The sequence below is a fragment of the Hyunsoonleella rubra genome, from assembly GCF_042684665.1.
Classification (GTDB): Bacteria; Bacteroidota; Bacteroidia; order Flavobacteriales; family Flavobacteriaceae; genus Jejuia; species Jejuia rubra.
The window spans coordinates 48,463-61,894 of the sequence record NZ_JBHULY010000013.1; the positions used below are offsets into that span (position 1 = coordinate 48,463).

A 13,432-nucleotide genomic window follows, 5' to 3' on the forward strand; every position below is an offset into this window, starting at 1 on the left:
AATCTAAAAAATATAACATTATGAAAACCCAGTTATTAACAATCAAACCCCTTTTTAAAGTGACCTGCTTTACCATTCTTCTACTATGTTTTGCATGTAGTAAGGATGAAATTACCGACCCGGGACCAAAAACAAACCCTGAGGCGATGGATATTAAGGATTACGTAGCCAATTTAAGCTACAATGCTAGTTCCATGCTAAACGTTCAAGATACAGGAGGACAACCCTCAGAACGCTCGCTTACAAGCAACAGAAACGCTTCGCCGACCAATAGTCTTGGTTATACTACAACCTGTAATACTAAAAAGTATAGCTTGGAAACTAATTTTGACGATGTGGCTATTTTGCGCCCTACCAATGGCATCATTTGGCCCGGAGCCTTAGTTGTAGGTAATCAAGGCATGTTGGACGGCATGCCAGACCCTATTACTTTGGACAGATCGCCTGTTACATTAAGATTGGACCTACCAGGAATGGGAGAGCAGGGGACTATAGTTGTGGAGGACCCAAGAAACTCAAACGTACAATCCAGCATTGACGGTGCCCTAGAGTGGTGGAACGCTAATGCCTATCAGGAAGGCTATGTCAATGCCGCCAACTCTACCTATCAAGCCAATACATCTTATTCTTCAAAACAGTTGAGTTTGGATGTAGGATTAAATGTGGAGTGGGCCAACGGCTCGGTAGCTTCCCAATTGGAGTACGAATCCAGCACAACAAAACGTGTTGCGGCCATGGTTTACAAACAAGTATTTTATACGGTTACTATGGATACTCCTGATTCATCAGATAGCGTATTTGGACCAGAAGTTACATTGGCCCAAGTTGAAGGCGCTATGGATTCTGATACCCCGCCAGCATATATCAATTCTGTGTCTTACGGCCGAATCATTATGTTCAGAATGGAAACCACCGATATGCGCAAGTCCATCGATTTGGATTTGGTCTTGGAATATGCCACCGGTGCTGCTAACGGCTCGGGTACAGTGAATTCAGAATATGACGAGGTATTGAAAAAATCGAGCATCACTGTGGTGACTATCGGAGGTAATGCTGAAGTGGCTTCCGAAGCCGTTACTGCCAATGGTTTTGCATCCTTAAAACATATCATTACAGGTGAAAATGCTGTGTATAGCCGAAACAACCCAGGTGTGCCCATCGCCTATACCATTAGATATTTAAAGGACAACACTTTTGCGAAAATGGGTTACACCACGGATTATAGCATTGTGGATTGCAGCACCAAAGCGTATTCCCATGCCAATGCCATTGTGGACAACAATTTTGGACAGGATGCCAGATTCCGTTTTCAATACAAGAAAAAGGGTTCACAAACTATTGCATATACCAATTGGATAAAAGTAAAGAAAAATGATCCGCCGGCTACTTCAAGACCGCCAAGCGGTGCGCATAACGTAAAAGTCCAATTTGAACTTTGGGATATCACCTGGAAATACCTCGGAGAGTTTAGTGAGGGCTATATGGAGAGCGACGAGAAATACGAAGTTTACTGTTCAAAGAAAAATGTAATCGGCATTTGCACGCAGGTGTCCGTAAGACGAAAGTAAACTCATAAATTATTTAAGTTAGTTTGTACGGCCGGTACCTAAAGTTGCGATTCAACAACTTGGTACTGGCTGTTTTTTAATTCCTGCGTGGTCGCTGAGCGGAGTCGAAGCGCAAGCAGGAATCTCAATAGGGTAATTATTAAGTTTTGGGCGCCTGCCTACCTGTGGTATCGCGGGCAGGTTACCCTTTATAAGTATTTGGGCGTCCCCCTCGATACCATTACCGAAAGTTGCAAGAAACAGTCGTCCTCGGGTCGGGCAAGGAGTTTATCTTGAGCACAGTCGAAAGGCTATATCTTTTTTGTTGGGTTACACCCAAGCCTCATTACGAACGTAGTGAAGCAATCTCTAAGCCCAAACAGATTACTTCGGTCATGCTTCCCTCGTAATGACGGCGTATTTGCTAAAAACAAAAAGGGATGCCACTTCAATCCCTAACGCACCACTCAAACGCACAGCCTCCCCCGAACCCCTCCATCCGCGTGTCGCCGAAGCTTTAGCGGAGGCACAGGAGGGGAACCTTACTCAAACTCAATACCTTTCAAGACCTGTCAGGTTTTTAAAACCTGATAGGTCTCCAATCTTGCCACAAGAGTAAGTATTCTTAAATCCGTCATTTTCTATCCCTCAGGATAGCCTCGTCAGTTCCTATTTTTTAGGAAACGAGTTTGTTGATAATTACGCATACGTACGTATTGATTTTTTGACATAAAATAACGAACTTCGCTTATCGAACAATTAAGTTCATTAAAATGCAACTATATCTAACCGTTAGCAAATATTTGATTTCATTATTTTCACAAAAATTTATAGATATTGAATAACATTACTGCTTATAAGACCGAACTCCTCGATACTGGAACTAAGAAGCTTCAATATCTTTTTGAAAGCAAAGGAAATCAATCAATAATTAAAGCCATTGAATATACACCAGTTACTAAAAGAGATGGTAGAACAGTATATAATTTGGGTTTCGGGGATTATGATGAAGAAACTGGTACAATTCTTGACGATATTAATAGTAATAATGGTGATATGTGGAAAGTTTTTAGTACGGTTTTAAATACTGTGCCAAAATTTTTTCAAGAAAATAAAAATTCAGCTATTTGGGTTCAGGGTAGTGATAGTGCTGAAGATTTTATGGCACTTTGTCAACCGACTTGTGCTAAAAATTGTGATGAGGAATGTCGTAACTTTAATAGAAGAATTAAGACATATAGATACTATGTCAATAAGAATTTTGTTGAATTAAGTAAAGAATATGTCTTTTTTGGATTAACGAATGGAGAAAAACCAGATTTTGTTCAATATATCCCTGAAAATGAGTATATTGGAATTTTGGTTTTTAAGAAAAAATAAGCTAACTTTGTGGTATACTTTAAAGTAAAACTTGTTTTACTTTAAAGTATACCACTAGCACAAATAAAAAATGGAACGAAAAAAACAAATATTAAAAGCAAAGAAAGTCCTCTCTATGTCAAAGTCGACAAAGAAGAGAATATCTGTTATTGCCAAAGATATTAAAGGAAAGGAATTGTTCCCTGAAAAAGTTGATTTGGCAAAAAAGTCACTAAGTAATCTTAAATCACTTCCGATTTAAGAACATTTGCTAACGACGTATATAAAAAATAACGAGATAAGCGCATTCCAGATGGTTTGCGTTTTTTTATTAACACTAATCAGAAAACCAGTATCACTGACAACGCTACTTTTCATATCCAAAACCAATAAGCGTACCCCAAAATTCTTCAACAAAAAATTCCCAATCCCCGTGTCATCATCATTTCAAAAACCAAATCATGCCCGCATACTTGAAAGGACAAAAAATAGAGTTGCCCGCCAGCGTCTGCTGATGCACTCAATCCAATTAATTCAAAAATAGTTTGGCTCATTTGTATTATGCCATGAAAGATATTGCAAGCAGAAGTGTTCGTCAGACGAAAAAAAAGCGTTGCACAAGTCCTTAACTCCTCTTTCTTTGAATTTTTTTAATGAAAATTGAAATTCATTCTCCTCTTTACATCCCGATAGCTATCGGGAGAGGAGAGCTAAATGAGGTAATAAATTCAGGAATCTTTAAAATTCTGCTAAATTTTATCAAATATGGGCTCCTCCCTTTTCAAAAGGGAGGAAAATTTCGATGACATCGAAATTAGGAGGGTTGCTATAAAACTCTTCCAAACATCTATGTATCACAACTGCGACTGAGACTGCCTACTTCTTAACAGCCTCGACCAACTCCAACTGTTCCAAACTCACATTGGTCGTAAACATCCCGTAATTCACAACCGCTTTAGTTTTTTCAATTTTGTCAATGGTGCCGATGGCTCGTCCGTCTTCCATACGTACCCTGTCTCCAATTTTTAGGATTGGTCTTGGCTTTGGCGGTGCCTCGGCGGCTTTTTTCTTTTCGGCCTTTTTCTTCTGTCGGATAACATTTACCTTTTTTTCAACCTCTTGCTTTACCTGTTTTTCCTTTGCCTTTTCTGCCTTTTTTTGACGAGCCGAAACCTTTTTACGTTTCGAGTTTTCAATTTGAACCAGTTTAAACAACTCATCCATTAATTCGCGTTTGCGTTTGTTGTTAAAGTATTTTTCGGCAATGTCGTTTACTTTTTGTCCCAAATAGATCAAACGTTGGTTGCTGTCGTAAAGCTCTTGGTAGCTTTCCAGTTTCTTTTGGATTTTCGCATTGATTTCCTCCAGTTTATCGGCTTCTTCTTCCTTTTTCTTTTCGTTTAGTTTTAAAGACTGCCCAGTTTTTTCCAACCGCGAACGTTCCTTTTGAAGCTTGGCAATCGTGGCATCAAAACGTACTTTGCTACGCTCAATTTTCTTTTTTGCCCGATTGATTAAAGAATAGGGAATCCCATTTTTCTGTGCCACTTCAAACGTAAAACTACTTCCGGCTTGACCAACAGCCAATTTAAACATCGGTTCCAAAGTCCGTTCGTTAAACAACATGTTGGCATTTATCATGTGTGGCAATTCCGTAGCTAGAATCTTTAAATTGGAATAGTGCGTGGTAATAATTCCAAAAGCCTCACGATGATAGAATTCCTCCAAAAAGGTTTCGGCCAGTGCGCCACCTAATTCCGGGTCGCTTCCCGTACCAAATTCATCAATTAAAAAAAGCGTGTTTTTATTGCACTTCCTCAAAAAATAGTTCATCTGTTTCAACCGATAACTATAGGTGCTCAAATGATTTTCAATAGATTGGTTGTCTCCAATATCACTCAAAACCCTATCGAATAAACACGCCTTACTACGTTCGTGCACAGGAATTAAAAGCCCACTTTGCAACATAACTTGGAGCAATCCAATGGTTTTCAAAGTGATACTTTTACCGCCTGCATTCGGCCCTGAAATCACAATAATCCGACTATTGTTATTCAATTCAATCGTCTGCGGAAAGGTTTTTTCACCTTTCTCCAAATTGTTTAAATAGAGCAGGGGATGGTAGGCATCGCGCAAAAACATGCTTTTGTCCTCTGAAAATTCTGGAAGAATTGCATTCATGGATTTGGCATATTTCGCCTTGGCCGAAATCACATCCATCGCAATCAGGAAGTTTTGATAATCTTTCAACAATGGTAAAAATGGACGAATAAAATCGGTAACCTCTTTCAGAATCCTAACAATTTCCTCCCGTTCTTCATATTCCAAATTATTCAGTTCCCGAGAATGCTGTAGCGTAGTTTCTGGTTCAATATAAACGATGCTTCCTGTTTTGCTGCCACCCATTACGCTACCCCTAACTTTACGTCGGTACATGGCTTTTACCGCAAGCACACGGCGGTTGTCTACCACTGACTCACGGATATCATCCAGATATTCTAAACCGTGATAAGTATTTAAAGCCGTGGCAAAACTTTGGTTGATTTTGCCCTTTACACGGTTGATGGACTGCCTGAGTTCCGAAAGTAGGGCAGAGGCATTATCCCGAATATCCCCAAACCGATCTACAATACTTTCGATTTTTTCAATCAATACTTTGGTTACTTCAATATGAGAAGCAAAATCATTCAAATTGGGGTAATATTCTTCAAACTTCTTCAGAAAGCGTACAATGTCATTCACTGTGGTTGATATCGCCACAATCTTCTTCAAACCGTGGACTTCCAAATAGGTGTTTTCAATCTTTAAAAGTTTCAATTCTTTTGAAATCGTATCAAAACCATGGTTCGGAATCCTATTGTCATTATAAAAGGACGACAGGTATTCATTGGTAAGATTCAGAGATTTTTTGAGTTCCTCCTTAGTTTTATAAGGTGCAATTTCAAGAGCCGAAGCATTGCCCAAAGGGGTTATGCAAAGCTCGCTCACCTGTTGCAAAACTGTGGGGAATTCTAAATCTTGTAATGTTTTTTCGTGGATGTGAATCATGCCTTTTCCAAACCAAAAAATGAAAACGCAAAGTTATAAATTCTTTACTTTAAGTTTTCTAGATTTGCAACATTGTATAAATCGCTAATAAAGTTTGAAAACTGTAACATTTATTGGTTTTTCAGACTAATGAGTAAATCTAAATTACTATGAAATTTTTAGGACGAGTTTTATCCACTGTTGTGGGCATTTTTGTGTTTTGTGCCATAGGCTTTTTTATGTTGGTTGTTTTGGGTGCATTGTTTGGCGGATCGTCAGAGGAAGTGGTTACCGTAAAACCCGATTCGGTGTTGGAGTTGAAACTGGATTTCCCAATAAATGATTATGCCGGAAAAACGGTTTTTAAGGATTACCCATTTTTAAATGAAGACGACAAAAATGGATTGTTCAACTTAATTGATGCCATTAATTATGCGGCTACTGACGACAAAATCAAGGGCATCACCATTGAAAACAACTTTATTGATGCGGGCATTTCGCAGACGAAAGCTTTGAGGGAGGCGCTGATTGATTTTAAGAAATCTGGGAAATTTATCACGGCTTATGCGGATGTTTTTTCCCAAAAGGATTATTATTTGAGTTCGGTTGCCGATACTATTATGCTCAATCCGGCGGGAGAATTGGAGTTCAAGGGGTTTTATACCGAGATGTTGTTTTTCAAGGATTTTCAGGAAAAATCGGGAATAAAACTTGAGGTGATACGGCACGGAAAGTATAAGAATGCTGCCGAGCCCTTTTTGGAAAATGAGATGAGCGATGCCAACCGCGAACAAATACAAGCCTATTTGAATGGTTTATGGATCGAAGTAAAAAAAGATATTTCTGAAGCCAGGGAAATTTCGGTTGCGGATTTAGATAGTATCGCAGATAACCTGTTGGTACGCACTCCTCAATTGGCTGTATCTACTAAGTTGATAGATAAGCTGGGGTATTATGATGACTATGAGAGCCAATTAAAAACAGCAGTGGCTGTTGCCAGCGATAAACCTTTAAATCGGGTTTGTATTGAGGATTATGCCCTATCTGTGGCTCCAAAATTGAGGGCTAAATCGAGCAAAAACAAAATCGCAGTGATTTATGCCGAGGGTGAAATTATTTATGGTACAGCCGAAAAAGGTTATGTAGGTCATCTTACAATTAATAAAGCCATTGAGGATGCTAGGGAAGACGAAAGAATAAAAGCCATCGTACTTCGAATTAATTCCCCCGGTGGAGGTGCCTTGGCTAGTGAATTAATATGGCGAGAAATTGAGTTGGCCAAAAAGAAGAAACCAGTTATCGTATCTATGGGGAATATGGCCACTTCAGGAGGGTATTACATTGCGGCCCATGCAGACAAAATAGTAGCCCAATCCACTACCATTACAGGAAGTATTGGTGTGATAGGGATGCTGCCTAATTTTAGCAAATTGGCTGATAACATGGGAATCAATGCTGAGCAAGTAAAGACCAATAAAAACGCTATCCCTTTCAGCCTTTTAGAGCCTTTGGACGATACGCAGCGTCAATTTATCAAAGAAGGTATCCGGGACACTTATACTTTATTTTCGAAGCGTGTGGCAGAGGGCCGGGATATGACTGCGGAAGATGTTGAAGCTATAGCCCAGGGAAGGGTTTGGACGGGAGTGGATGCTTTAGAAAGAGGATTGGTTGATGAATTGGGAGGATTGGATTTGGCTCTAAAACATGCCGCCGAAGCTGCGGAAATTGAAGATTATAAAATAAAGGAATTCCCTGTTTTTGAAAAGGACTTGGACGAAATGCTGGAGGCTTTTGGATTGGCGAAAGCTAAGGAAACGATTATGAAGGAAGAAATAGGGGAAACAAACTATAAATTGATGAAAGAAGTAAAGCGGTTATCAGAAAAAGAAGGGGTCCAACTAATGTTCCCATATAGTATGGAAATCAAATAGAACTTAAATCAAGATTATTTAAAGGCGGACTTCGGTTCGCCTTTTTTTATGCTTTACTCGCTCAAAGGTAGGCTTCACTCATTGTTGGTTTTTTGCTCCATTAGTTGATTATAGTTTTATGCTAAACTTTAAAATCAACTATTATGAAAGCACTATTAGCAATTGTTTTTGCGTTGGCTGTATCAGCTCAAATTCGGTCCCAAGAAAAACTTATTACAGGAAAGGTAACATCTGCAACTGACGGCATAGAATTACCAGGAGTAAACGTTATAGTCAAAGGGACAACAACCGGAGCAGTAACCGATTTTGATGGCTTGTATAAAATCAAGGCAAAATCTTCAGATATCTTAGTTTTCAACTATTTGGGGTATGCTACAAAAGAAGTAAAAGTAGGAAATCGAACTACCGTTTCTGTTGCCTTAGAGGAAGACATCGCCCATTTGGATGAAGTTGTAGTAATTGGTTATGGAACTACAAGAAAAATGTCATTAACAGGATCTGTATCCACAGTTTCTTCGCGAACACTATCCGCTTCCCAAATAAAGCGGAAGAAGCAAAAAGCATATCATCGGAAATTAGCCAATCAAATTCAGTCCAGTTCTATTGAAAATGCGTTACAGGGCAAGATGGCCGGTGTAGCAATTAAGACCGCAAATGGAAACCCAGGGAAAAGTACCCAAATCCGAATTAGAGGAATGGGTTCTTTGTCTTCTCAAAAAAGGCCCATGGTCGTTATTGATGGTGTTGTGAGGTACTATGATGCATTGGAACGTTTAAATCCAAACCAAATTCAATCGGTTGATGTTTTAAAGGATGCCACATCAACAGCAATTTATGGTAGCAGAGGTAAAAATGGGGTAATTTTAATTTCAACGAAAAACCATAGCGAGAGAAAGGCTCAAGCACCACTGTATATTGTTGATGGACAACCCGTAAAAAAGGAAAACAACTACATTATTGAAAGTATTCCCGAATCGGATATTGATAGCAAAGTGCAATATGGCAAAGGAGATGCAAAGGAAAAATTTGGTAAGATTGCAAAGCATGGATGCGTGGTGATCACCACTCACCAAGGCAATTTCAGAATTCAAAATAACGAGAGTTATGCAGTAATAGAAGAAAATAATTTTGAAAGAACCACCTTGTCGCCATTATCCACGTTTTCCATCGATGTTGATAAAGCTTCATATAGTAATATTCGAAGGATGATAAACAATGGGATGGCCATTGAGCCTGATGCAGTAAAAATTGAGGAGATGATTAACTATTTTGATTATGATTATCCGCAACCAAATGGAGAGCATCCATTTGCCATACATACCGAAGTAGCTCAAACGCCTTGGCATAAGGATACAAGAATTGTAAAAATTGGACTTCAGGGCAAGACATTTAGTTATGAAGAGTTGCCCCCGTCAAACCTAACGTTTTTGATTGATGTATCAGGTTCCATGAGTTCACAAAATAAATTGCCTCTGCTTAAATCGGCGTTCAAGCTTTTAGTAAATCAATTGAGGGATGAGGATAAAGTGTCCATTGTGGTTTACGCAGGTGCGGCTGGTGTCGTTTTGGAACCCACATCAGGAAAGCACAAAGAGAAAATTCTTAATGCTTTGAATGGACTGGAGTCTGGAGGTTCCACGGCTGGTGGCGCAGGGATTAAGCTAGCCTATAAATTAGCTGAGCAACATTTCAAAAAGAATGGGAATAATAGAGTAATTCTAGCAACGGATGGTGATTTTAATGTTGGCGCTTCTAGCGATAAGGCTATGGAAAAACTGATTGAAGCCAAACGGCAATCAGGAGTGTTTTTGTCCGTACTTGGCTTTGGTTACGGAAATTATAAAGATTCAAAATTGGAAACTTTGGCCGATAAGGGCAATGGTAATCATGCCTATATTGACAACATGCAGGAAGCTCAAAAAGTGTTTGGAAAGGAATTTGGAGGCACACTTTTTACCATTGCAAAGGACGTGAAAATCCAAGTAGAGTTTAATCCAAACAAGGTCCAAGCATACCGATTAATAGGTTATGAGAATAGAATGTTGGAAGACGAGGATTTTGTGGATGACACAAAAGATGCAGGCGAATTGGGTAGCGGTCATACCGTAACGGCACTTTACGAGGTCATTCCGGTTGGTGTGCAAACCGCCTATCTAAGAGATGTGGACGATTTAAAATACACGAAACCTCAAATAGTATCAGACTACAGCGATGAACTATTTACTGTGAAGTTTAGATATAAAAAGCCAGATGGGGACAAAAGCATAGAAATGGTGCATGTTCAGAAAGATAAGGTTTCGGAAGCTTCGGAAGACATGAAATTTGCATCGGCAGTGGCGCTTTTCGGTATGCAATTGAGGCAATCGAAATATCATAACAACTCAAAGCTTGAAGATGTTTTGGCGCTATCCAATGAAGGTAGAGGTGAAGATGAAAACGGATATAGAGCAGAATTCAGAAGGTTGGTCTCTTCTTATCAAAGTTTGTAGTATTTGCAAAGAGGCTGTCTAAAAAGCCCATTTTTTGTCAACCTGAACTTGTTTCAGGTTCTCATAATAAATGAAAATTAATATGCTGAGATTCTGAAACAAGTTCAGAATGACACATCGGCTTACTTTTTAGATAGCCTCTTTTAATTTTTACTGTTGCATTTTAAAATAATAGTCCAAAGAGCGTTTGCCCGAACCATACATCAGAAAGAAACCACACACCATCAATGTAACAATGGCCAAAACTAAGTTTCCGGTATTCATTTCACCAGCAAAATTGATAACGATGGCTCCTATTAAAATTGGGAGTTGAGCAATAATGGCCCATCGTGTCAAAAGTCCAAAGCCAATCAACAGCCCGCCAATAAAATGTGCCGGGGCTACATAATGTATTATAATCATACTACCGGCCATATTCTGAAACGGCTTAATCAGTTGCGCGAGCATTTCGCTATTGCCCATAAAGTCGATTCCCTTTATAAATAAAAAGGCACCTAGGGCAATGCGCAATAAATCCAAGGGCAAATAGGTGTGTCTATTCGCCCATTTGTTTAATGTTTTTATCGTTCCCATGATTTAAGTTTGTTGGTTTACAATCAATAAGTTACGAAAAAACAAAGAGATTTTAAAATTAAACTTGAAGTACCCCCAAATTAAAAGGTTTTTCAATTGGTGCGTGATTGGCGGCTTCAATGCCCATGGAAATCCATTTTCGTGTATCCAAAGGGTCTATAATAGCATCCGTCCATAATCGGGCGGCGGCATAGTAAGGAGAAACTTGATTGTCGTATCGTGCTTTTATTTTGTTGAACAGTGCTTCTTCTTTTTCATTGGTAATTTTTTCGCCCTGTTTTTCAAGGGAAGCCTTTTCAATCTGAAGTAATACTTTTGCAGCCGAATTACCGCTCATTACGGCAAGCTCGGCACTTGGCCATGCCACAATCAATCTGGGATCGTATGCTTTACCGCACATGGCGTAATTTCCAGCACCGTAGCTATTGCCAATTACAATAGTGAATTTAGGAACAACAGAATTACTAACGGCATTCACCATTTTTGCGCCATCTTTAATGATACCTGAATGCTCACTTTTACTACCAACCATAAAACCGGTAACGTCCTGTAAAAAGACCAAAGGGATTTTCTTTTGGTTGCAATTGGCTATAAACCTAGTGGCTTTATCGGCCGAATCGTTATAAATCACACCGCCAAACTGCATTTCTGTGGGTTTTGTTTTGGAGCCTTTGGTTTTTACAATTTGACGTTGATTAGCCACAATACCCACTGCCCAACCATCAATGCGGGCATAGCAGGTAATAATAGTTTGCCCGTAACCCGCTTTGTATTCCTCGTATTCTGAATTGTCCGCCAAACGTTTTATGATGTCGTACATGTCGTACTGGTCTGCACGGCTTTTGGGAAGAATTCCAAAAATATCCTCAGGATTTTCAGTTGGTTTTTGCGAAGCTATACGGTTAAATCCAGCTTTGTCGTAATCCCCAATTTTATCAACTATAGTTTTGATTTTGTCCAAAGCATCTTTGTCATTTTTAGCCTTGTAATCGGTAACCCCCGAAATTTCGCAGTGAGTTGTGGCGCCCCCTAAAGTTTCATTGTCAATACTTTCGCCAATGGCGGCCTTTACCAAATAACTTCCGGCCAAAAAAATACTTCCTGTTTTATCCACGATTAGGGCTTCGTCGCTCATAATAGGGAGGTAGGCACCACCGGCCACGCAACTGCCCATTACTGCTGAGATTTGAGTAATGCCCATACTGCTCATAATAGCGTTGTTCCTGAAAATACGACCGAAATGCTCTTTATCAGGGAAAATTTCATCTTGCATGGGCAGATAAACGCCTGCCGAATCTACCAAGTAAATAATGGGTAATCTGTTTTCAATAGCTATTTCTTGGGCGCGCAAATTCTTTTTACCGGTGATTGGAAACCATGCACCCGCTTTAACGGTAGCATCATTAGCCACAACAATACATTGCTTTCCTTTAATATATCCAATCTTTACAACCACCCCTCCAGAAGGGCAACCACCATGTTCTGGGTACATATCTTCACCAGCGAAAGCACCAATTTCAATGGACTTAGATTTGTCATCTAATAAATAATCAATACGCTCTCTAGCCGTCAGTTTTCCTTTTAAATGGTGTTTTTCAATACGTGATTTGCCACCGCCCAAGCTCACTTTTGCAAGTCTTTTATTGAGTTCGGAAACTAACAGCTTGTTGTGATCTTCATTTTTGTTGAAGTTGATATCCATATTCCGCCCAAATCCCTCCAAAGGAGGGACTTTTTTATTAAGATTAATAATTTTACGAATTTACGAAACCCATTTCTGTATAAAAAGTGAATAATTTGTTAAAATACATAACATGGAAATATATACCTTGGAAAATAAATTTATTTATTGTAGTTTTGTATCAAACAAAATTGACATATGAAATGAGCCATAAAAAATAAAATTGGTTTTTTAACCAAAATATTAGATGGCGATTTACATCTGACAATTGAAAAACAATAAATATAACAGATGAAACATATAATAGCATTTGCAGGAAGTAATAGTAAAAATTCTATAAATAAACATTTAGCAATATACGCATCAGGTCTTGTGGAGGGGGTTGCCATAGATATTTTAGATTTAAACGATTTTGATTTACCGTTATACGGTATTGATTTAGAAAATGAAAAGGGTATTCCAGAGGATGCACATAAATTTTTGAATTTGATCAAGACATCAAATGGCATTGTTTTATCTCTGGCGGAACATAATGGCGCATACTCAACGGCGTTTAAGAATCTGTTTGATTGGATGTCCAGAATTGAAGGTAAAACCTTTTTTGGGAAGCCTATGTTGTTGATGGCCACTTCGCCTGGAGGCAGAGGAGGAGCTTCGGTTTTACAAATTGCGGAAGATCGTTTTCCTAGACATAATGCTAACATAGTAGAGGTGTTCTCATTACCAAATTTTGGAACTAGTTTTTCAGAAGGAAAGATTGTTAATCCGGAATTGGATGCAGAATTAAAAAATAAAGTAGAAAGGTTTCAATCGGAGTTGTAA

9 protein-coding genes are annotated in these 13,432 nt (G+C 39.0%); 6 read left to right on the forward strand and 3 right to left on the reverse strand.

All coding sequences use genetic code 11. The features are described 5' to 3' along the window. Positions 1–20: 20 nt before the first annotated feature. From ACFSR8_RS06660 to ACFSR8_RS06670, 3 genes are all read left to right on the forward strand, one after another. Positions 21–1,568 carry a thiol-activated cytolysin family protein gene (locus ACFSR8_RS06660; RefSeq protein ID WP_380290310.1) on the forward strand — a complete coding sequence of 516 codons (1,548 nt, stop codon included), beginning with the start codon at positions 21–23 and terminating at the stop codon, positions 1,566–1,568. A gap of 816 nt (positions 1,569–2,384) precedes the next feature. Next, positions 2,385–2,927 carry a DUF6934 family protein gene (locus ACFSR8_RS06665; protein WP_380290312.1) on the forward strand — a complete coding sequence of 181 codons (543 nt, stop codon included), beginning with the start codon at positions 2,385–2,387 and terminating at the stop codon, positions 2,925–2,927. Between the two features lie 70 nt (positions 2,928–2,997). Beyond that, positions 2,998–3,168, forward strand: a complete 171-nt coding sequence (locus ACFSR8_RS06670; RefSeq protein ID WP_186562514.1) for a hypothetical protein — start codon at positions 2,998–3,000, stop codon at positions 3,166–3,168. Positions 3,169–3,782: 614 nt separating this feature from the next. On the opposite strand, the gene ACFSR8_RS06675 is transcribed toward ACFSR8_RS06670, so the two are convergent. Beyond that, complete coding sequence (locus ACFSR8_RS06675; RefSeq protein ID WP_380290315.1) at positions 3,783–5,954, reverse strand: endonuclease MutS2; 2,172 nt, start codon at positions 5,952–5,954, stop codon at positions 3,783–3,785. Positions 5,955–6,103: 149 nt separating this feature from the next. On the opposite strand from ACFSR8_RS06675, the gene sppA reads away from it, so the two are divergent. Next, a complete protein-coding gene (gene sppA / locus ACFSR8_RS06680) occupies positions 6,104–7,867 on the forward strand; it encodes a signal peptide peptidase SppA (protein ID WP_380290317.1) in 1,764 nt (587 codons plus the stop codon). Between the two features lie 143 nt (positions 7,868–8,010). Then, positions 8,011–10,356, forward strand: coding sequence for a YfbK domain-containing protein (locus tag ACFSR8_RS06685; RefSeq protein WP_380290319.1), 2,346 nt, complete (start codon positions 8,011–8,013; stop codon positions 10,354–10,356). A 150-nt stretch (positions 10,357–10,506) separates the two neighbouring features. Here ACFSR8_RS06685 and ACFSR8_RS06690 read toward each other — a convergent pair whose 3' ends face one another. Next, positions 10,507–10,929 (reverse strand): DoxX family membrane protein, encoded by a 423-nt coding sequence (locus ACFSR8_RS06690; protein ID WP_380290321.1) that lies wholly within the window; start codon positions 10,927–10,929, stop codon positions 10,507–10,509. A 58-nt stretch (positions 10,930–10,987) separates the two neighbouring features. Beyond that, positions 10,988–12,631, reverse strand: a complete 1,644-nt coding sequence (locus tag ACFSR8_RS06695; protein WP_380290632.1) for an acyl-CoA carboxylase subunit beta — start codon at positions 12,629–12,631, stop codon at positions 10,988–10,990. 270 nt (positions 12,632–12,901) lie between these two features. On the opposite strand from ACFSR8_RS06695, the gene ACFSR8_RS06700 reads away from it, so the two are divergent. Next, complete coding sequence (locus ACFSR8_RS06700; RefSeq protein ID WP_380290323.1) at positions 12,902–13,432, forward strand: NADPH-dependent FMN reductase; 531 nt, start codon at positions 12,902–12,904, stop codon at positions 13,430–13,432.

Coding starts and splice junctions, on each gene's coding strand:
- ACFSR8_RS06675 (WP_380290315.1), bottom strand. CDS start 5,954: ATGATTCACATCCACGAAAAAACATTACAAGATTTAGAATTCCCCACA.
- ACFSR8_RS06700 (WP_380290323.1), top strand. CDS start 12,902: ATGAAACATATAATAGCATTTGCAGGAAGTAATAGTAAAAATTCTATA.
- ACFSR8_RS06685 (WP_380290319.1), top strand. CDS start 8,011: ATGAAAGCACTATTAGCAATTGTTTTTGCGTTGGCTGTATCAGCTCAA.
- sppA (WP_380290317.1), top strand. CDS start 6,104: ATGAAATTTTTAGGACGAGTTTTATCCACTGTTGTGGGCATTTTTGTG.
- ACFSR8_RS06670 (WP_186562514.1), top strand. CDS start 2,998: ATGGAACGAAAAAAACAAATATTAAAAGCAAAGAAAGTCCTCTCTATG.
- ACFSR8_RS06660 (WP_380290310.1), top strand. CDS start 21: ATGAAAACCCAGTTATTAACAATCAAACCCCTTTTTAAAGTGACCTGC.
- ACFSR8_RS06695 (WP_380290632.1), bottom strand. CDS start 12,631: ATGGATATCAACTTCAACAAAAATGAAGATCACAACAAGCTGTTAGTT.
- ACFSR8_RS06690 (WP_380290321.1), bottom strand. CDS start 10,929: ATGGGAACGATAAAAACATTAAACAAATGGGCGAATAGACACACCTAT.